We start from the raw sequence: 18593 nt of genomic DNA, 5'->3' as shown, positions 1-18593 counted from the left end.
CGCCCTCAACGGGCGGCGGCGAACGGGCCGGGCAGCGCTGTCGGTCGGACGGCCAGGGCGTCCAGGGCCTCCTCCAGTGCGGCGGCCGGGACGTCCTCCAGGTCGTCGACGAAGACGGCCGAGCCGATCCCGTCGGGCACCACGAGGTGCAGCCGGCGCCCGCGGCGCTCCCAGGACGCCCGCAGGGCCCGTTCCATCAGTTCGGGCGTGCAGGTCCGCGGATCGTGGACGGGGAGGCCGAGGGCGGAGATCAGCCGGACGACGCGCTCGCAGTCCTCGGCGGTGATCAGGCCGAGCACCCGGGCGAGTTCGGCGGAGAGCGCCATGTCGATGGCCACCGACTCGCCGTGGGCGATCCGGTAGTCACTGGCCGTCTCGATCAGCGGCCCGAAGGTGTGCCCGAAGTCGACGAGCCGTGCCAGGTCGTGCTCCCGAAGGTTCGGGCACAGCTCCTCCAGCATCAGCGCCATGGACGTGCGCAGCACGTGGTCCTCGACGCTCCACCCGCCGGCGCGGGCGGTCGGCCGGGCGGGCGCCGGGCAGGGCTGCCTGAAGACCTCGGGGAACTCCTCCAGCGCGCGGAACAGCCGGGCGTCCCTGATGATCGCCATCTTGGCGATCTCCCCCATGCCGCAGCGGATCTGACGCTCCGGCAGCGTCCGCAGGAACGCCGGATCGTTGATCGACGCGTGCGCCGGATGGTACGCCCCCAGCATGTTCTTGGTACCGAGGGCGTTGACCCCGGTCTTGACGCCGACGCCGACGTCCACCTGGCCCACCAGGGTGGTGTTGACCTTGATGTAGCGCACGCCCCGGCAGTAGACGGCCGCCGCGAAGCCCACCGTGTCGCAGGTGACGCCGCCTCCGACGGCGATCATCACGCCTCGCCGGTCCAGCCCCGCGGCCTTGGCCTCGGCACAGATCCTCTCGACCGACTCCATGGTCTTCTGCGCCTCACCGCCGCCGATCGTCACCACGCTCCAGGTGCCCGGCACGAGGCGGGCCGCCAGGTAGCGGCGCACCTGCCGGCCGTAGAGCCGGTCGACGGTGGGGCCGAGGAAGGCGACCACCCGGCGCCCCTCGCAGTACTCCGCCAGTAGCGGGTTGGCCGACGCGAGCACTCCGTCGGTGATGTCGACGCGGTACGACGTCCCTTCCGGTGACAGGAGTCGAAAACCCCCGTCGTCGCTCTCCACGCCGGGCCCGGCCATTGCCGCCTGCTTCGCCACAACACTCCCCGGATCTGCCGGACCATCCAGCGGACCGACTGTCGACTGCGTGCAACTGATCGAGAGTCAAACAGCCGATCGGCCCGCGCGGCAAGGGCATTCAGAAACTTTCAGCAAGCTCTTGCAGCACTCGGAGTCGAATGGAAGCATCGGGGTCACCGCGCACGAGCGTCCTGTGAGGTCGCGTCGAGCGCGTGCCCCACGGGACCGGTCGGCCGTACGCGTCCGTGGCGATCCGCGGTCCGTCCTGGAGCTGTACCGCCGTGCGCTGCACGTGCGGCGGCCCCATCCGGCCCTGGGCGCGGGGCGTTCGCTCCAATGGCTGGACCCGGCTCCCGGGGTCCTCGCCTTCCGCCGCGAGCGGGAGGGGGTCGCGCTGGTCTGCACCGTCAACACCACCGGAGGGCCGGCGCGCGTCGCCGGTGACGGGCTCGGCCCCCTGCTGCTCTCCTCCGCCGAACCGCCGACGGTCGGGGAGGCCGGCGACGTCCTGCTCCCGGCCGACAGCACCTGCTGGTGGCAGACCGGCTGACGCACGCCGGGGGTCGTGTCGGGAGGCTCCGGCAGAGGTCAGGACGGACCGCGGAAGGTCGCGGTGGAGCCGCGCATCACCAGCTCCGGCTGGAACACGAACTCCCCCGGTGGGGCCGGATTGCCCCTGATCTCCTCGAGGAGGGCATCGGCGGCCGCGGTCGCCATCGCCTCGACCGGCTGGCGGATCGTGGTCAGCGGCGGCTCGGTGAAGGCGATCAGCGGCGAGTCGTCGAAGCCGACCACCGACACGTCCCGCGGAACCGACAGGCCCCGTTGCCGCACTGCGCGAATGGCACCGAGCGCCATCATGTCGCTGCCGCAGGCGATCGCGGTGCAGCCCCTGCCGAGGAGCACGCCCGCGGCGGCATGTCCCCCCTCCACGCTGAACAGGGTCTGGTGGACGAGGTGGGCCGCCTCCTCCCTCATCATGCCGACGATGTCGTGGACGGCGGTGACGAAGCCCTCGATCTTGCGGACGGCGGGGACGAAACGCTTCTGCCCGATGGCGAGTCCGATCCTCCGGTGGCCCAGGTCGGCCAGGTGCCGGACGGCCATGCGCATGGCCGCGCGGTCGTCGAGGGAGATGCAGGAGGCCTCGACGCGGTCGCTGTGACCGTTGACGAGGACGAACGGCACCTGACGGCGGCGGAGCCGGTTGTAGCGGTCGTGGTCGGCGGTGGTGTCGGCGTGCAGCCCGGAGACGAAGACGATGCCCGCCACGCCCCGGCCGACCAGCATGTCGACGAGTTCGTCCTCGGTGGACCCGCCCGGCGTCTGGGTGCACAGCACCGGCGTGAAGCCGTGCCGGCCGAGCACCTGCTCGATCACCTGGGCCAGCGCGGGGAAGATCGGGTTGCTCAGTTCCGGCGTGATCAGACCGATCAGCCCGGCGCTGCGCCGACGCAGACGGGCCGGCCGCTCGTAACCGAGCACGTCGAGCGCCGCCAGCACGGTCTGCCGGGTGGCGGCGGAAACGTTCGCCTTCCCGTTGAGCACGCGGGAGACGGTGGCCTCGCTCACCCCCGCCTGCGCCGCGATGTCCGAAAGTCGCGCCGTGGTCATGGCTACCGAGAGTAGGGCACCTCCGTCGGGCTGCCCACCATGCCGTGACGCATCGATCCCCACCTCCCCCGGTCCGGGCCGCCGATCCGCCACCGGTTGGGCCGCCGGCCCCGGTCCGTTCCGCGCCGCGCCCGGCCGAGACGGCGGCACACGGCCCAATTTCCTTCGAAACGCCATGAGTTGATCGATCCTGCGGCATTGACGGCCGCTGCCCACCCACCTAGGGTTGCCACCCGGCTGAAAGGTTTCAGAAATCTTTCAGTCGTGTTTCATCCGGTCGATCCCGGATGCCCGCCCGGCCCCCTTCCGGTTCCCGCGCACCCCACGTCGGGAGCCGCCCCCCACCCGAAGGAGAGCGCATGAGTACGGTCCGGTTGGCCGCCGCCACGAGGCGGCGGACGCAGCGCCGCGCGGTCGCGGCACTGACAGGGCTCGGCCTGACCCTGGGTCTGGCCACCACCCTCGCGACTCCCGCCCAGTCGGCGTCCGCCGTGCCGACGGGCTCGAACGGCAAGAAGGTCACCGCCGTCCTGTTCGAATGGAACTTCGACTCGATCGCCCGGGAGTGCAGCCGCACGCTCGGCCCCAAGGGCTACGGCTTCGTCCAGGTGTCGCCGCCGCAGGAGCGGATCCGGGGCGGCGCCTGGTGGGCCGCCTACCAGCCGGTGAGCTACCGGATCGCCGGGCCCCTCGGCGACCGCACGGCCTTCCGGCAGATGGTGGACACCTGTCACTCCGCGGGCGTCGGCGTCATCGTCGACACGGTCGTCAACCACATGACCTCGGGTTCCGGCACCGGCACCGGAGACACCCAGTACACCAAGTACAACTACCCCGGCCTCTACCAGGACCAGGACTTCCACGGCTGCCGCCGCCCGATCGGCAGCAACTACGCCGACCGTTACAACATCCAGGAGTGCGAGCTCGGGGACACCGGCAACCCCTCCCTGGCGGACCTGAACACCGGCAGCGACTACGTCCGCGGCCGGATCGCCGGCTACCTGAACGACCTGATCTCGCTGGGCGCCGACGGCTTCCGCATGGACGCCGTCAAGCACATCGCGGCCACCGACCTCTCGGCCATCCGCGCCAAACTCACCAAGCCGAACGTCTACTGGGTACAGGAGGCCGTCCACGGCGCCAACGAGGCCGTCTCCCCCACCGAGTACCTCGCAACCGGCGACGTGCAGGAGTTCCGCTACACCACCGACCTGAAGCGGATCTTCACCACCGACAAGCTCTCCTACCTGAAGAACTTCGGCGAGGCCTGGGGCTACATGCCCTCCGCGAAGGCCGGCGTGATGGTCACCAACCACGACACCGAACGCAACGGCTCCGGCCTCAACTACAAGGACGGGGCCGCCTACACCCTCGCCCAGGTCTTCATGCTGGCCCACCCCTACGGCACCCCGTCCGTGCACTCCGGCTACGAGTTCTCCGACCGGGATGCCGGCGCCCCCGACGGCGGGACCGTCGACTCGTGCTACCGCGACGGCTGGAAATGCCAGCACGCCTGGCCCCAGATCGCGAACATGGTCGCTTTCCGCAACGCCGCCGGGGACACCCCGGTCACCGACTGGTGGGACGACGGCGGCAACGCCATCGGCTTCGGGCGCGGGGACAAGGCCTACGTCGCCCTCAACCGGGGCGGCGGACCGATCACCCGGACGTTCCAGACCTCGCTGCCGCCCGGCACCTACTGCGACGTGGAGCACGGAGACCCGACCGCGACCGCCGGCTGCACCGGCACCACCTACGCCGTCGACGCCGGCGGCAGGTTCACCGCGACCGTCGGCCCCAACGACGCCGTCGCCCTCCACGTCGGTGCGGGCGTCACCCCGACGCCCGGCGGGAACACCGCCACGGTCTACTACAGCACCGACAAGAACTGGACCGCCTACGACCTCCACTACCGCCCCGGCAACGGCAGCTGGACGACCTCGCCCGGCGTCGCCATGGACGCCGCCTGCACCGGCTGGGTGAGGAAGACGATCGCCCTCGGATCCGCCACCACCCTCACGGCCGCCTTCAACAACGGCTCCGGGACCTGGGACAACAACAACGGCGCCGACTACACGCTCGGCACCGGCAGCACCACCGTCAGGGCCGGCGTCACCGCGCCCGGCGATCCCTGCGGCGGACAGCAGGCCGCCACCGGCGCCTCGTTCACCGTGAACGCCACCACCGTGCCCGGCCAGAACGTCTACGTCGTCGGGAGCCTCCCCGTCCTCGGCGGCTGGGCCCCGGCGGCCGGCGCCAAGCTGGACCCCGCCGCCTACCCGGTCTGGAAGCTCGACCTGGACCTGCCCGCCGGCACCTCCTTCGAGTACAAGTACGTCCGCAAGGACGCCGCCGGCAACGTCACCTGGGAGTCCGGCGCCAACCGCACCGCCACCGTCCCCGCCGACGGCAGGGTCGGCCTGACGGACTCCTGGCGGAACTGATCGCCACGAGGACCGGGCCCGCCCTCGTCGCAGGGCCGGCCCGGTTCCCCCGTCCGGCGCGGCTCCGGGGAGCCGCCGTTGCCCGCCGGCCACTGGTACTGCAACCGTGCTCGCCGTGACGAGCCGTCGGCTCTCGGGCGTTGGCCTCGTTGCGGGTAGCGGCTGATCCGGGCCTGCTGTCGGCACCGGCGGGACCGGCACAGGACGCGTCGATGTGACTTCGGCCACATCCGTTCGACGCGAGGAGAAGCGGCTGCCGGTCGCAACGCCCCCGCCCGCAGGCCGAATTCGCGACGCGAAGCCCCGGGCGGACCCGGGGGCGGTGGAAAACGATCTGGCTCCCCGCGGAGGGTTGGGCCTAGCCTGCCCGCCATGTCCCAGAACACGAACACCCCCGGTTTCCCCGGGCAGCCGGCCGCTCCGGCCGGCGGCGCCGCCAAGGTGCAGCGCCAGGTACAGCACCAGGCGGGCGTCGGGCCCGTCTTCGGTGGCGGCGGCACCCTCTTCTCCGAGCCCGTTCTGGTGGTGAACCAGAAGGCCAAGCTGATCGAGCTGACCAACGAGTACGCGGTCTTCGACCAGCAGGGCGCCACGCTGGGCTCGGTGGTCCAGGTCGGCCAGAGCGGTCTGCGCAAGCTGGTGCGCCTGCTCTTCTCCATCGACCAGTACCTGACCCACAAGCTGGAGATCCGTGACGCCCACGGCACTCCGGTGCTGCTGCTGACCCGCCCGGCGAAGCTCATCAAGTCGCGGGTGATCGTGCAGCGTCCGGACGGCCAGGAGGTCGGCCAGATCATCCAGCAGAACGCCATCGGCAAGATCAATTTCGCGCTGGAGGTCGGCGGCCAGAAGATCGGCGCCATCAAGGCCGAGAACTGGCGGGCCTGGAACTTCTCCATCGTCGACGCGACGGACACCGAGGTCGCCCGGATCACCAAGACCTGGGAAGGCCTGGCGAAGACGATGTTCACCACGGCCGACAACTACGTGCTGCAGATCCACCGCCCGCTCCCCGACCCGCTGATCAGCCTCGTCGTGGCGACCGCGCTCACCGTGGACACCGCGCTGAAGCAGGACGCCCGCGGCTTCGGCTGAGCACCGGCCGTACGCCGCCCAGCGGCAGGTGCCGCTCGCTGAGCGGCTTCCGGGGGTGCTCGGCGCACCGCGGCAGGAGCGGCCCCGGCTGCTCTCGGCGCCGAGGAGTGGGAAGTCGACCCGGCCGGCTTCCCACTCCCCCGCTCCCCCGACGCCCTGACCGCCCCGGACCGCCCGGGCCGCCCCGGACCGCCCGGACCGCGGTCGCGGGAGGCCACGGACACCGCCGCTCGCCCGCTCCCGCGTTCCGGCTCAGCCGATCGGCCCCCTCGACTCCTCCCGCACCTGGCGCAACCGCCTCTCCCACCGTCCCGCCGCGCTGCCGTCCGCCCGTCCCCCTCCCCGTCCTGGCCCGCGCGCCCGGACCGGTCCCGCGCGCGGCGCACCGTCGGGCGAGCATGGAAGAGCCGGGGGTTCGCCGGGTCCCGGCGGACCGTGGATGTCGAGAACGCGTCGCCGGCTCCGTCCCGGGGACGTCAGCGGCCACCACCGGCCGCGCGAGGAGAAGCGGAGGAATCGTCATGGCGATTCAGCGGATGGACAACGTCGGCATCGTGGTCGAGGACCTGGACGCCGCCGTGGCGTTCTTCGAGGAACTCGGCCTGGAGCCGGAGGGCAGGGCACAGGTCGAGGGCCCCTTCGCCGACCGGTGCACCGGGCTCGACGGCGTCCGCTGCGACATCGCGATGCTCCGGACCCCGGACGGTCACAGCCGGCTGGAGCTGGCGAGGTACCTCAGCCCCGCACTCATCGACGCCGGGCCGCGTGACCGGCCGCACAACGTCCTGGGCACCCACCGCGTCATGTTCGCCGTCGACGACATCGAGGACACCGTCGCCCGCCTGCGCCCCCACGGCGCCGAACTCCTCGGCGGGATCGCCCGGTTCGAGGACAGCTACCTGCTCTGCTACCTCCGCGGCCCGGCGGGGATCATCGTCGGACTGGCCGAGCAACTGCGCTGAAACGCCTCGACCCCCCTTGGCGGAATCTTGGCGACCAATGGCATTCACGCCACTCGTGGGATGGGCCTGCGGCACCGGAGGATGGAGCCGTCGCCGACCGGGAGGACCCGGAGCGGCGCACCGGCCCCATCCCCACCAGCAAGAACGCGAGGTACCCCATGCCCGCCACCGCTTCCGCCGAGACCGCCGGCGCCGTCCGGAGCGTGCCCGCCGCCACCCCGGCCGAGGCCGCCGCCCACTTCGCCGCCCGTCTCGCCTTCGAAGCGGACGTCTCCGACGTCCACGCCGACCTGGCGTCCGGTGCCCCCGGCATCGTGGTGGTCGACACCCGCAGCGACGTCGCCTGGGACCAGGGCCACATCCCCGGAGCCCTCCACATCCCCACCGCGCAGATCGCCGACCTCGCACCGCGGCTGATCGACCCGACCCGGACCGTCGTCACCTACTGCTGGGGCCCCGGCTGCAACGGAGCGACCCGTGCGGCGCTGGCCTTCGCCCGCCTCGGCTACCAGGTCAAGGAAATGCTCGGCGGCTTCGAGTACTGGGTACGCGAGGGCTTCGCCTACGACTCGGCCGCCGGCACCGAGCAGCGCCCCGTCGACGACCTGACCGCCCCGCGGTCGGGCATCTCCTGCGCGTGCTGAGCGACACGGCGCGGCCGGGCGGCGCGATCCGCCCGGCCACCCCGGCCGACCTACCGGCGATAGCCCGCCTGTGCGCCCTCCACGCCGCCTTCGAGCGCGCCGAACCCGTGGCCGCCGACCTCGCCACCCGTCTGGAGAGCGTGTTGTTCTCGGCGCGTCCGAGAGCATGGTGCCTCGTCGTCGACCACGGGGGTGAGCTGACCGGCTACGCGACCTACTCCCAGGAGTTCTCCACCTGGCAGGCGACCGACTACGTCCACCTGGACTGTCTGTTCATCACCGAGGCGCTCCGAGGAGAGGGTTGGGGGCGCGCCCTGCTCGACGCCGTGCGGGAAGCGGCGGCGGCCAGCGGCGCGACGGAGGTCCAGTGGCAGACGCCCGACTGGAACACCGACGCCATCCGCTTCTACCACCGCGCCGGGGCCCGGGGCCGGCCCAAGGTCAGGTTCTCGCTCCCCACCAGCCCGGGAGCCGATGGACTCCCCGGGCCCGCGTGAACCGCGGTGGCGCACGGGAAGCCGACCGCCCCGCACCACCCCGGGCACGCCCCCTCCCGGTCTCCCCGGGCGTGCCCGGTGTCACGGTGTGCGCCGCGCCCCTGGAACGGGCGTGCCGCCGATGGAGGCGTGGGCGGGAGCAGCGGCGGTCCGCGGCACCGGGGCCGGGTCACCGGCGGCGGAAGGGAGCCCGCCGGCGGAAGGGACCCCGGCAGGCGGAAGCCCGGCTCCGGCAGAGGACCGCCCGCCCGCCGCGGCCGGGCGCAGCAGGACGGCGCAGACCAGCGCGGCCAGCAGGGCCAGCGAGGCCGACACGACCAGGCAGAGCCGCAGCCCGTCCAGGAAGGACCCGCCCAGCGCGGTGAGCGCCGGTTCGGTCGCGGCCCCCAGGTCGAGCCCGGCCACCGCGCCGAGCCCCTGGTCCCGGGCGACGGCCAGGACGCGGCCGCCCGCCTCCGTCGGCACCGCGGCGTCGGCGAGGCGGCCGGGCAGGGCGTCGAGGGCGCGGGTGGTCAGCAGGGCGCCGAGCACGGCGGGGCCCAGGGCGCCGCCGACCTGGCGGAAGGCGTTGTTCCCCGCGGCGGCCATGCCGGCCAGGTGGTGCGGTACGGAGGAGACGGCGGAGGCCGTCATCGGGGTGAGAACGGCGCCCACGCCCAGGCCGAGCAGGACCAGGCGCCAGGCGATCGACCCGTAGGACGTGCCGGCGTCGACGCCGGTCAGCGACAGCAGCGACCCCGCCATCACCACCAGGCCGGTGGTGATCATGACCCGGGCGGAGACCCGGTGCATCAGCCGTCCGACCGGGACCCCGACGACCAGGGACGTCCCGGACACCAGGACCAGCCGCAGTCCGGCCTCCAGCGTGGTCAGGTGCTGCACCAGGCCGAAGTACAGGCTCAGGACGAAGAAGAAGCCGATCAGCCCCAGGAAGCTGATCATGGCGACCAGGGAGGTGGCGGCGAAGGCGGGGCTGCGGAACAGGGCCAGGTCGAGCATCGGGCTGCCGCTGCGCCGCTCCACGACGACGAACGCGACCGCGCCCACGGCGCCGAGCGCCAGCGCCGCCACCACGTGGGGCGTACCGAAGCCGTCGGCGCCGCCCTCGATCACGCCGTAGACGACCGCGGTGACCGCCACGGCCGCGCTGATCTGCCCGGGCCAGTCGAGCCGACGGCCGTGCGGCGCCCTCGAGTCGGGCAGCAGGAAGGCCGCGACGACCAGCACGACCAGGGACACCGGGACGGGCAGGAGGAAGATCCAGCGCACCCCGACGTGCTCCAGCAGCGATCCGGCGATCAGCGGCCCCACGGCCAGCGAGGCCAGCATGGACATCGCCCACAGGCCGATGAACCTGCCCCGCTCCCGGTGGTCGGGGACCGCGTGGCTGATCAGGGCCAGCGTGGTGGGCAGCAGTGCCGCCGCCCCCAGACCGGAGGCCGCCTGGCCCACCCACAGCACCTGCACCGAGTCCGACGCCAGCGAGACGGCCGCGCCCAGGGCGCAGCACACCATGCCCGCCTGGAACACCCGCTTGCGGCCGTGGACGTCGCCCCACACCCCGGTGGTGAGGATCAGCGCGGCCATCGGCAGCACGAACGCGTCCGAGACCCAGGACAGTTGGGAGGTCGAGGCGCCCGTCGCCCGTTGGATCGCCGGCAGGCTCACCGACACGGTGGTCACGGGAAGGTAGGCGACGAAGACGCCCAGGCAGGCCATGACGAGCGTGACGCCTCGTCCGGCTCCTGGGCGCTGCACCGTTGCGGAGTTCACGGAGTGGTTCCTTCGACTGCGGGATGCCGCTCGGGCACCGGCTGCTGTGTGGGCGCGGACCAGCCTCACCCAGGCGGTCGAGAAACCCGCAAGCGATCTCGGCAGGTGTGTGGAAACCTCCACGGCGCCCCGCCGATGTGTGACCATTCCTCCGTGCACGACGACCTCGACCGCAAAATCATCCACGGGCTCTACTGCGCCCCGCGTACCTCCTTCCGCCGCCTCGGCGAGATCATCGGGGTGTCCGAGCAGACCGTGGCCCGCCGCTACAACGCGCTGCGCCGCGCCGGGGTCATGCGCGTCGTCGGGCTGAGCAACCCGACCGCCCACGGGCGGGCGGACTGGATCGCCCGCCTGCGGTGCCGCCCGGACGCCGCCGGGCCCGTCGCCGAATCGCTCGCCCGCAGGCCCGAGGTCGGCTACGCCAGCATCGCCTCCGGCGGGTCGGAGATCATCTGCACCATCCGCTCGGCCGCCGGCACCGGACGCGACGACGTCCTGCTGCGGCAACTCCCGAAAGCCGCCTCGATCCTCGACATGAGCCTGGACCTCCTCATCCACCCCTTCCGCCCCCCGGGAACGGTCGGCTGGGCCGGCGGCCGACAGTCCCTCACCGACGAGCAGGCACGACAGCTGGCGGCACAGCGCCCCGCACCCGCAGGGCCGCCGCTCGCCCCGACCGACGAGGACCGCCCCCTCTTCGACGCCCTGGCGGAGGACGGCCGCGCCTCCCACACCCACCTGGCGCAGGCCACCGGCTGGTCCGCGGCCCGCGTCGCCCGCCGGCTGGAGGCCCTGGAAGCCACCGGCTCCCTCACCTACGGCATCGACATCCTGCCCGAACGCCTCGGCTACGAACTCAACGCCATCCTCTGGCTCCAGGTCGACCTGCCCGCACTCCACCGGATCGGCGAGGAACTCGCCCGGCACGACGAATGCGCCTTCGTGTCGGCCACCAGCGGCCGGCACAACCTCATGGCCGTCGTGATCTGCGAGGACACCCCCGCCTTCTACCGCTACCTCAGCGGCCGCCTGGCCGGCGTCGACGGCATCAGGGGCTACGAGATCAGCGTCCGCGCGCGCCGCCTCAAGCAGTCCGTCTCCCTCATCCACCACGGACGGCTGGTCCACCCCACGGCGGGATGACGCGAGCGCACCGACCTGTCGCCGCCGGAGCTGCGGCGCGGCGTCGCCGGTTGCCGGGGGTGCCTGACCGGAACACCGTGCCCCGGCACGGACAGCCGGGCCGGGGCAGGTCGGTGGTGGCCTCAGTGCCGGACCAGGCCGCCGACGGGGACAGGAGCGACGTGGCCGGTGGCCGGAAGCGTCTGCGCCAGGCCGAGGCCGATGTCGACCAGCGATGACCGGCGCCGAACGGCGACATCGGGGATCGGCGTCCAGAGCGACTCGGCGATCTCGCCGTTCGGCTCGGGCCGGAGCCGGCCGCCGACGATCCGGACCTGGTAGAAGATGCCGACGTTCTGGTGGTCGGGTCCGCCGGGGACGGCACGTTCGGCCGCCGGGATCACCCTGGAATCCACGCCCAGCAGACGTTCGACCACCGCGTCGCAGCCCGTCTCCTCGGCCACCTCCCGGATCACGGCGTCGAACGGATCCTCTCCGTGCTCGACCCTGCCGCCCGGAAGAGTCCAGGTGGATTCGCCCCCGGGCGACACGTGGCGAGCGATCAGCACCCGCCCGTCCTCGATGCACACGGCATACGCCGCCAACCGGAAACTCATCCCCGCACCTCCCGACGGACCCTCTCCCAACCTCCGAGGCCCGAGCACGGGTTGGCCGTCCGGTCGCCTGCGGAACTCCGCCACCCGTGCCGCCGTCCTGCCCGCCGCCGGCACCTCCCCGCCGGGCTTCCCGGTCACGCTCGTGGGCGCCCGGCCGCTGTCGGCCGCTCCGCGGGTGCCGGGCACCGGCGCGGGCGTGCCGGCGTTCTGGTGGGCGCCGGAGCGCGCGCGCCACCGCACCGGGCGGGGCCCAGGAGGGGGCGGCCGGAGGGCGGCGTCCGGCGGCGCGGTCTGCGGCCCGGGGTTACGGTCGAGAGGCCGTCGACGGCCGGTCGCCGGGGCGGGCGCCGCGCCGATCGGCCTCGTCCGCCCGGTTCACGACCGGGCATCCGGGGCAACCGCACGGTGTCCCGTCCGCCGCAGTCCAGGACCCGGAAAGGGGAACGAGCCCATGACCACACCCGACGACCACGGAACGCAGCCGGACGAACCGGCGCAGGAACGGTCCGCCGAGGAACGCTCGATCACGGCCCCGACCCCGGCCGACGTCCGGGCGAAGGCGGAGGGCCGGACCGGAGCCCGGGAGCGGTCCGCGGAGGAGCGCTCCATCACCGCGCCCACCCCGGCCGACGTGCGGAGGAAGGCGGAGGACGACGAGGAGCCCGAGCCGCCCGCGGCGGACACCGTGGCACCGTGAGCCGGCTTCCCACGGCTCCCGCGGTCACCCGCTGACGCCCGAAGGCCAGGCCCCGTCCCGGCGACGACAGCCGGGGCGGGGCTCCGGCGTCCCGGCCGGGCCGGACACGGCGACGCGGCCCGATTTCGCGCCCGCGCCGGGAATGCACCCCGGCCGGGCGGGTAACCGAGCGCTGTCGTCACCGGCCTCCGGGGCCGCTGCCACACAGCGGCGCCACCGCCAGAATGGGAGTTCGCCGCATGGCCGTCGCCACCTCCTGGTCCACCGCCGTCACCCTGCCCGAAGGCCCGTTCCCCGACGTGGCCGTCGAGGCGGCGCTGCGCTACGACACCGCCTCGCCGTACGCGGTGTGCCTGGCCTTCCCGCCGCTCGGCGACGACGACCGGGCGCAGTGGACCTTCGCGCGCGACCTGCTCGACCAGGGCCGGCACGGCCCGGTCGGCTGCGGGGACGTCACCGTCGCGCCCGGGCCGGAGGACCGCGTGCTGATCACCCTGCGCTCCCCCGCCGCACGGGCCGTCATCAGCATCCCCGCGGCCGTTGTGACGGCGTTCCTCCTCGACTCCTTCCGGCTGGTACCGGTCGGCACCGAGACCGAGCACCTGGACGTCGACGCCGCCCTCGCCCGGCTGCTCCCCTGACCCGCCGCCGCGCGGCCGGGAGCATGTCCCCCGGCGGGCGGGGTAGGCGGGCGACATGCGGCGGCCCCGGCCCGGTACTCCCTCCCCGCGGGGCCGGGACCGCCGCCGGAACACCGCGAGGAGCCGCGACAAGAGGAGAAGACCATGAACGCGCCACCGTTTCCGGCCTCGGCCGACGGCCCTTCCCTGTTCGCCGTCGCCGTGCCCGCCCTGGCCATCGCCGTACTGCTGACCGGCGCTTTCGCCTGGGGCAACCACCATCTGAACCGTCGGGCGGCGAGGCAGACCAGGGGCGCCCACGCGGCGCGCACCGACTCCTGGCGCACCCCCGACGGGAACGCCCCGCGCCACGACGAGCGCAAGCCCGCCCAGCGCCGGCCCGCCGACCGGCCGTCGCACCGGCGGGCCCACCGCGCGGCCCCGCTCCGACGGCCGTCGTGAGCATCCCGCCCGGTCCCCGACCGGACCCGGGCGCCGGCCGTCACCAGCGGGCGTGCACCTGCGGCCGGATCCGCCGGTCGTACAGCTCCCGCACGGCGTCCAGGGTGGCCGGCGGCAGCGGCGCCAGGTCGGCGGCGGCCGCGTTGGCCCGGGCCTGCGCCACGTTGCGGGCGCCGGGGATCACCGTCGTCACCCCCGGCTGCTGGGTCACCCACCGCAGCGCCGTCTGCGCCGCGCTCGCGCCCTCGGGCGCGAGCGCGGCGAACTCCACCGCCGCCTCGACGCCCGTCGCGAAGTCCACCCCGGAGAACGTCTCCCCCTGGTCGAAGGACTCGCCGTGGCGGTTGTACGTACGGTGGTCGTCCGGCGCGAAGACGGTGCGCTCGTCGTACCGGCCCGACAGGAGCCCCGAGGCCAGCGGCACCCGGGCGAGGATGCCCACCCCGGCCGCCTCCGCGGCGGGCAGCACCCGCTCCAACGGCTTGAGCCGGAACGCGTTCAGGATGATCTGCACGCTCGCGACGTTCGGGCGGGCGATCGCGGTCAGCGCCTCGTCGCAGGTCTCCACGCTCACCCCGTAAGCGGCGATCCGGCCCTCCTCCGCCAGGGTGTCCAGGGCGTCGAACACCTCGTCCGAGGAGTAGACGGGCGTCGGCGGGCAGTGCAGCTGCACCAGGTCGAGCCGCTCGACCCCCAGGTTGTCCCGTGAACGGTCGGCCCAGGCACGGAAGTTGGCGAGGCCGTAGTGCTCGGGCCGCTGCTCGGCCCGGCGGCCGAACTTGGTGGCGACGAACACCTCCGCGTCCGGGCGGTCCTTCAGGAAGCGGCCGATCAGCCGCTCGCTGCGGCCGTCGCCGTAGACGTCGGCGGTGTCGAAGAGGGTGACGCCGGCCTCCACCGAGGCCTCCAGCACGGCCAGGGCGTCCTCCTCCCGGACGTCACCCCAGTCCGCGCCGAGCTGCCAGGTGCCGAGTCCGACGATCGAGACGGGGCGGCCGGTACGGCCGAGTACGCGCTGTTCCATGGGGTGAGCCTCTCACGCGGCGGTCCTGCGGGCGGCACGCCCCGTCCGACGCCGGGTCATGGGCCCGTCGACCGGGGCCCGCGCGGTACCTTCGGTCCCGGCCGCCGGTCCGATCCGGGTCGCGGGCGGCTCCGAACACCCGGGAAGGGTCGGGTCCGAACGCCCGGAAAGGGTCGCGGGCGGCTCCGTCCCCACCCGGGAAGGACTGCCCGGACCCCGACGGCACCCCCTGCGAGGCCCCACCCGTGACCGTATCGATCGCCCTGTTCACCCAGGACCTGCGGCTGCACGACAACCCCGTGCTGCACGCCGCCCGCTCCGCGGCCGACCAGGTCGTCCCCCTGTTCGTCCTGGACCCGGCCGTCGAACGCGCCGGGTTCGCCGCGCCCAACCGGCAGGCCTTCCTCGCCGACTGCCTCGCCGACCTGGACGCCTCGCTGCGCCGGACCGGCTCCCGGCTGGTCGTGCGCCGCGGCGAACCCGCCGAGCAGACGGCCCGGGTGGCCGCCGAGGCCGGCGCCGCCACCGTGCACGTCGCCGCGGGCGTCAGCGCCTTCGCGCAGCGGCGCGAGGAGCGGCTGCGCCAGCTGTTCGGCGACCGCCTGCACGTCCACGACGCCTCGCTGACGGTGGTCCCCGCGGGCCGGATCACCCCGGCCGGCCGGGACCACTACGCGGTCTTCACCCCGTACCACCGCGTCTGGCAGCAGACGCCGCGCCGTACGGTGCTGGGCCCGCCCCGGAAGATCGACAGCCCCAGCGGCATCGGCAGCGAGGGCCTGCCGCCCACCGGGGCGCTCTCGCCCGCGCTGTCACCCGCGCTGCCGCCCGGCGGCGAGACCGCGGCGCGCCGGCGGTGGCGGCAGTGGGACGCCGGCCCGTACGCGGAGGTGCACGACGACCTCGCCGCCGACGCCACCTCCCGGCTCTCCCCGTACCTGCACTTCGGCTGCCTGTCCCCCACCGAACTCGTCGAACGCGCCCTGCGGCACGACGGCGAGGGGGCGCGGGCCTTCGTCCGGCAGCTCGCCTGGCGCGACTTCCACCACCAGGTCCTCGCCGCCCGCCCGGACGCCGCGCACCGCGACTACCGGCCCCGGGACGACCACTGGCACCGGGACGAGCGCGAGGCCGAGGCCTGGCGGCGGGGCCGCACCGGCTACCCGATCGTCGACGCCGGGATGCGCCAACTCGCCGAGGAGGGCTGGATGCACAACCGGGCCCGCCTGCTGACCGCGGGCTTCCTCGCGAAGGGCCTGTACCTGGACTGGCGGATCGGCGCCGCCCACTTCCTGTCACTGCTGGTCGACGGGGACGTGGCCGACAACCAGCTCAACTGGCAGTGGGTCGCCGGCACCGGCACCGACACCCGCCCCAACCGGGTGCTCAACCCGCTGCGCCAGGCCGAACGGTACGACCCGGACGGCGCGTACGTGCGCCGCTGGGTGCCCGAACTGGCCCACCTGCCCGGGCGTGCCGTGCACCGCCCGTGGTCCCTCGCGCCCGACTACCCGGCCCCGCTCGTCGCCCCGGACGCCCTCGGCTCCCGCTTCCGCCGGGCCCGCGGCCTGGACTGAGAGACCGGGGCCGCGGGGCCTGGAACGGATCTGGCCCCGCGGCTCCCGGGAGCCCGGCGGCGTGAGGGGCGCCGTCAGTAGGTGACGATGCCCGGGTCGGAGAGGCCGGGGGCGCCGGTCTCGACGTGGCCGGCCAGGCGGCGCACGAAGTCGGTGCTCGTGCCCGCGGTGACGGTCACGTCGTACCAGTTGCGGCAGCCGCTCAGGTCGACGGTCCAGTTGACGGTCGCGCCGCGGCGGACGGTGACGGTCTTCGGGGTGCCGCCGTAGGCGTTGGTGAGGGTCAGCACGGCGTCCGCGGCGCCCGCGTTGGTGAGGGTGAGGTCGAGGTTGCCGGTGGCCGCGTTGTGGCGCGCGGTGACCTCGGGCCCCGCGGTCTTGCCGGGGTTGCGGAAGCGGCGCAGGAAGCCGTTGGGGCCGAACACGGTCAGGTCGGTGACGCCCTTGGAGTACGTGGTGTTCCAGGCGTCCGCGATCGTCCTGCCCGCCTCGGTGGTGTACGTCCACGGGCCGTCGGTGCGGTTGGCCGAGGTCACCAGGAACTGGGCGCCCGCCGCCGCGCCCGAGCCGAAGGTGAGGCGGTACTTGCCGGTGGCGGTGTCGGCCGCACCGTCCACGGACGGCGCGTACGCCAGCGGGCGGGTGGGCCTGGCGCCCGCCTCCTGCTTCGGCATGGTGCCGGTGGCCGGCGGGGTGGGCACGTAGTCGGGGTGCCGGTTGCGGTCGGGCGGGAGGTAGCCGGCGGTGGAGGGCAGCGCAGGCGGCGCCGCGTTCGAGGCGGTGAAGTCGAAGGCGGAGGTGAGGTCGCCGCAGATCGCGCGCCGCCAGGGCGAGATGTTGGGCTCCTGGACCCCGAAGCGGCGCTCCATGAAGCGGATGATCGAGGTGTGGTCGAAGGTCTCCGAACAGCTGTAGCCGCCGGTGCTCCAGGGCGAGACGACCAGCATCGGCACCCGCTGGCCGAGCCCGTACGGCCCGGCCGAGTACCCGATGGTGCCGGGGTGGTAGTCGGCGGTGGTCGCCACGGTGGACAGGCCCTGGGAGGCGGAGGAGGGCGGGAACGGCGGCACGACGTGGTCGAAGAAGCCGTCGTTCTCGTCGTAGGTGATGAACAGCGCCGTCCTGGCCCACACGGCGGGGTTGGAGGTCAGCGCGTCCAGCACCTGGGCGACGTACCAGGCGCCGTAGTTGGCGGGCCAGTTGGGGTGCTCGGTGAAGGCCTCGGGTGCGGCGATCCAGGAGATCTGCGGGAGGGTGCCGGCCTGTACGTCGCGCCGCAGGTGGTCGAAGAGGCCGTCGCCCGCCTTGGCGTTGGTGCCGGTGCGGGCCTTGTCGTACAGCGGGTCGCCCGGCCTGGCGTTGCGGTAGTTGTCGAAGTAGAGCAGCGAGTTGTCGCCGTAGTTCCCGCGGTACGCGTCGCCGATCCAGCCCCAGGAGCCGGCCGCGTCCAGTCCGTCGCCGACGTCCTGGTAGATCTTCCAGGAGATCCCGGCCTTCTCCAGCCGCTCGGGGTAGGTGGTCCAGTTGTAGCCGGCCTCCTGGTTGCCGAGGACCGGGCCGTTGCCGCTGACGCCGTTGCCGGTGCAGCCCGTCCACATGTAGTAGCGGTTGGGGTCGGTGGAGCCGATGAACGAGCAGTGGTAGGCGTCGCAGATGGTGAACGCGTCGGCGAGCGCGTAGTGGAACGGGATGTCGTCGCGGGTCAGGTAGGCCATCGTGGTGGCCGTCTTGGCGGGCACCCACTGGTCGTACCGGCCGTTGTCGAAGGCCTTGTGGCCGCCGACCCAGTCGTGGTTGAGGTCCTGGACGAACTGCATCCCGAGGTCGCTGACCTGCGGCCGGAACGGCAGGACCTCCCGCTTCAGGGCGTCCGTCTGGTGCCACACCGACTTGCCGCTCGGCAGGGTCACCGGGCGGGGGTCGCCGAAGCCGCGGACGCCCTTCAGCGAGCCGAAGTAGTGGTCGAAGGAGCGGTTCTCCTGCATCAGCACGACGATGTGGTCGACGTCCTGGATGGTGCCGGTGGTCCCCGCCGGGGCGATCGACGCGGCTCGGGCGATGCTCTGCGACAGCGACGAGAACGCGGCGGTAGCGCCCGCGAGTTGGAGGAAGCGGCGGCGGTTCAGCTCGACCATGGGTGGTTTGACCTCTGCATGTCAGGAAGGTGGAGGACGGCGTCCCCTAGGACAGCGCGTGCGGGGTACCGCCCGGCGGACCATTCATGACTGCCC

The 18593-nt window shown here is 73.6% G+C and carries 17 protein-coding genes; 11 read left to right on the top strand and 6 right to left on the bottom strand.

The genetic code is table 11. The annotated features are described in order from the left end of the window. Nucleotides 1-5: 5 nt before the first annotated feature. Nucleotides 6-1229 carry a sedoheptulose 7-phosphate cyclase gene (locus ACFY0X_RS23560; protein ID WP_387757241.1) on the bottom strand — a complete coding sequence of 408 codons (1224 nt, stop codon included), beginning with the start codon at nucleotides 1227-1229 and terminating at the stop codon, nucleotides 6-8. Between ACFY0X_RS23560 and ACFY0X_RS23555 the strand changes: the two genes are divergently transcribed. Then, the gene (locus ACFY0X_RS23555; RefSeq protein ID WP_387757239.1) at nucleotides 1132-1761 is read left to right on the top strand and encodes a DUF3459 domain-containing protein; all 630 of its coding nucleotides are present in this window, start codon (nucleotides 1132-1134) and stop codon (nucleotides 1759-1761) included. The two genes, ACFY0X_RS23560 and ACFY0X_RS23555, sit on opposite strands and share 98 nt — an antisense overlap. Nucleotides 1762-1799: 38 nt before the next feature. On the opposite strand, the gene ACFY0X_RS23550 is transcribed toward ACFY0X_RS23555, so the two are convergent. After that, nucleotides 1800-2825: a LacI family DNA-binding transcriptional regulator gene (locus tag ACFY0X_RS23550; protein ID WP_387757238.1), complete on the bottom strand. Its 1026-nt coding sequence runs from the start codon at nucleotides 2823-2825 to the stop codon at nucleotides 1800-1802. A 359-nt stretch (nucleotides 2826-3184) separates the two neighbouring features. On the opposite strand from ACFY0X_RS23550, the gene ACFY0X_RS23545 reads away from it, so the two are divergent. The 5 genes from ACFY0X_RS23545 (at nucleotide 3185) to ACFY0X_RS23525 (ending at nucleotide 8467) form a co-directional block, all read left to right on the top strand. Continuing rightward, nucleotides 3185-5269, top strand: a complete 2085-nt coding sequence (locus ACFY0X_RS23545; RefSeq protein ID WP_387757236.1) for a carbohydrate binding domain-containing protein — start codon at nucleotides 3185-3187, stop codon at nucleotides 5267-5269. A 228-nt stretch (nucleotides 5270-5497) separates the two neighbouring features. Further along, nucleotides 5498-6364 (top strand): LURP-one-related/scramblase family protein, encoded by an 867-nt coding sequence (locus ACFY0X_RS23540; protein WP_387757453.1) that lies wholly within the window; start codon nucleotides 5498-5500, stop codon nucleotides 6362-6364. 521 nt (nucleotides 6365-6885) lie between these two features. Beyond that, entirely contained in the window at nucleotides 6886-7326 is a 441-nt protein-coding gene (locus ACFY0X_RS23535) for a VOC family protein (RefSeq protein WP_387757234.1), read from the top strand. A gap of 158 nt (nucleotides 7327-7484) precedes the next feature. Beyond that, on the top strand, nucleotides 7485-7970 hold the full coding sequence (locus ACFY0X_RS23530; protein ID WP_387757232.1) for a rhodanese-like domain-containing protein: 486 nt from the start codon (nucleotides 7485-7487) through the stop codon (nucleotides 7968-7970). Further along, nucleotides 7964-8467, top strand: a complete 504-nt coding sequence (locus ACFY0X_RS23525) for a GNAT family N-acetyltransferase (protein ID WP_387757230.1) — start codon at nucleotides 7964-7966, stop codon at nucleotides 8465-8467. Before ACFY0X_RS23530 ends, ACFY0X_RS23525 begins: the two co-directional genes overlap by 7 nt. Before the next feature lie 81 nt (nucleotides 8468-8548). Here ACFY0X_RS23525 and ACFY0X_RS23520 read toward each other — a convergent pair whose 3' ends face one another. Then, nucleotides 8549-10186 carry an MFS transporter gene (locus ACFY0X_RS23520; protein WP_387757451.1) on the bottom strand — a complete coding sequence of 546 codons (1638 nt, stop codon included), beginning with the start codon at nucleotides 10184-10186 and terminating at the stop codon, nucleotides 8549-8551. Between the two features lie 207 nt (nucleotides 10187-10393). Here ACFY0X_RS23520 and ACFY0X_RS23515 point away from each other — a divergent pair, with 207 nt between their 5' ends. Beyond that, nucleotides 10394-11386, top strand: a complete 993-nt coding sequence (locus ACFY0X_RS23515; RefSeq protein WP_387757228.1) for an Lrp/AsnC family transcriptional regulator — start codon at nucleotides 10394-10396, stop codon at nucleotides 11384-11386. 122 nt (nucleotides 11387-11508) lie between these two features. Here the strand turns inward: ACFY0X_RS23515 and ACFY0X_RS23510 are convergent, their stop codons facing one another. Continuing rightward, nucleotides 11509-11982 carry an NUDIX hydrolase gene (locus ACFY0X_RS23510; protein ID WP_387757226.1) on the bottom strand — a complete coding sequence of 158 codons (474 nt, stop codon included), beginning with the start codon at nucleotides 11980-11982 and terminating at the stop codon, nucleotides 11509-11511. Between the two features lie 451 nt (nucleotides 11983-12433). Here ACFY0X_RS23510 and ACFY0X_RS23505 point away from each other — a divergent pair, with 451 nt between their 5' ends. The 3 genes from ACFY0X_RS23505 (at nucleotide 12434) to ACFY0X_RS23495 (ending at nucleotide 13761) form a co-directional block, all read left to right on the top strand. Then, nucleotides 12434-12679, top strand: a complete 246-nt coding sequence (locus ACFY0X_RS23505; RefSeq protein WP_387757225.1) for a hypothetical protein — start codon at nucleotides 12434-12436, stop codon at nucleotides 12677-12679. Between the two features lie 239 nt (nucleotides 12680-12918). Next, nucleotides 12919-13320, top strand: coding sequence for an SsgA family sporulation/cell division regulator (locus ACFY0X_RS23500; protein WP_387757223.1), 402 nt, complete (start codon nucleotides 12919-12921; stop codon nucleotides 13318-13320). Nucleotides 13321-13464: 144 nt separating this feature from the next. Next, complete coding sequence (locus ACFY0X_RS23495; RefSeq protein ID WP_387757221.1) at nucleotides 13465-13761, top strand: hypothetical protein; 297 nt, start codon at nucleotides 13465-13467, stop codon at nucleotides 13759-13761. 40 nt (nucleotides 13762-13801) lie between these two features. Here ACFY0X_RS23495 and ACFY0X_RS23490 read toward each other — a convergent pair whose 3' ends face one another. Continuing rightward, a complete protein-coding gene (locus ACFY0X_RS23490) occupies nucleotides 13802-14785 on the bottom strand; it encodes an aldo/keto reductase (RefSeq protein ID WP_387757219.1) in 984 nt (327 codons plus the stop codon). A 245-nt stretch (nucleotides 14786-15030) separates the two neighbouring features. Here ACFY0X_RS23490 and ACFY0X_RS23485 point away from each other — a divergent pair, with 245 nt between their 5' ends. Beyond that, nucleotides 15031-16362, top strand: a complete 1332-nt coding sequence (locus tag ACFY0X_RS23485; RefSeq protein ID WP_387757218.1) for a cryptochrome/photolyase family protein — start codon at nucleotides 15031-15033, stop codon at nucleotides 16360-16362. 74 nt (nucleotides 16363-16436) lie between these two features. Here ACFY0X_RS23485 and ACFY0X_RS23480 read toward each other — a convergent pair whose 3' ends face one another. After that, entirely contained in the window at nucleotides 16437-18497 is a 2061-nt protein-coding gene (locus ACFY0X_RS23480) for a phosphocholine-specific phospholipase C (RefSeq protein WP_387757216.1), read from the bottom strand. Nucleotides 18498-18593 lie beyond the last annotated feature (96 nt).

Origin of the sequence: Kitasatospora sp. NPDC001547, assembly GCF_042894165.1 — a bacterium.
GTDB lineage: Bacteria > Actinomycetota > Actinomycetes > Streptomycetales > Streptomycetaceae > Kitasatospora.
Note: the sequence above shows the minus strand (reverse complement) of the source record. Positions and strands in the feature narration are given on the sequence as shown.

Excerpts from the sequence above, each read along its gene's own strand:
- ACFY0X_RS23545 (WP_387757236.1), top strand. The coding sequence starts at position 3,185 with ATGAGTACGGTCCGGTTGGCCGCCGCCACGAGGCGGCGGACGCAGCGC.
- ACFY0X_RS23490 (WP_387757219.1), bottom strand. The coding sequence starts at position 14,785 with ATGGAACAGCGCGTACTCGGCCGTACCGGCCGCCCCGTCTCGATCGTC.
- ACFY0X_RS23520 (WP_387757451.1), bottom strand. The coding sequence starts at position 10,186 with ATGGCCTGCCTGGGCGTCTTCGTCGCCTACCTTCCCGTGACCACCGTG.
- ACFY0X_RS23550 (WP_387757238.1), bottom strand. The coding sequence starts at position 2,825 with ATGACCACGGCGCGACTTTCGGACATCGCGGCGCAGGCGGGGGTGAGC.
- ACFY0X_RS23480 (WP_387757216.1), bottom strand. The coding sequence starts at position 18,497 with ATGGTCGAGCTGAACCGCCGCCGCTTCCTCCAACTCGCGGGCGCTACC.
- ACFY0X_RS23500 (WP_387757223.1), top strand. The coding sequence starts at position 12,919 with ATGGCCGTCGCCACCTCCTGGTCCACCGCCGTCACCCTGCCCGAAGGC.
- ACFY0X_RS23495 (WP_387757221.1), top strand. The coding sequence starts at position 13,465 with ATGAACGCGCCACCGTTTCCGGCCTCGGCCGACGGCCCTTCCCTGTTC.
- ACFY0X_RS23535 (WP_387757234.1), top strand. The coding sequence starts at position 6,886 with ATGGCGATTCAGCGGATGGACAACGTCGGCATCGTGGTCGAGGACCTG.
- ACFY0X_RS23555 (WP_387757239.1), top strand. The coding sequence starts at position 1,132 with ATGTCGACGCGGTACGACGTCCCTTCCGGTGACAGGAGTCGAAAACCC.
- ACFY0X_RS23510 (WP_387757226.1), bottom strand. The coding sequence starts at position 11,982 with ATGAGTTTCCGGTTGGCGGCGTATGCCGTGTGCATCGAGGACGGGCGG.
- ACFY0X_RS23530 (WP_387757232.1), top strand. The coding sequence starts at position 7,485 with ATGCCCGCCACCGCTTCCGCCGAGACCGCCGGCGCCGTCCGGAGCGTG.
- ACFY0X_RS23505 (WP_387757225.1), top strand. The coding sequence starts at position 12,434 with ATGACCACACCCGACGACCACGGAACGCAGCCGGACGAACCGGCGCAG.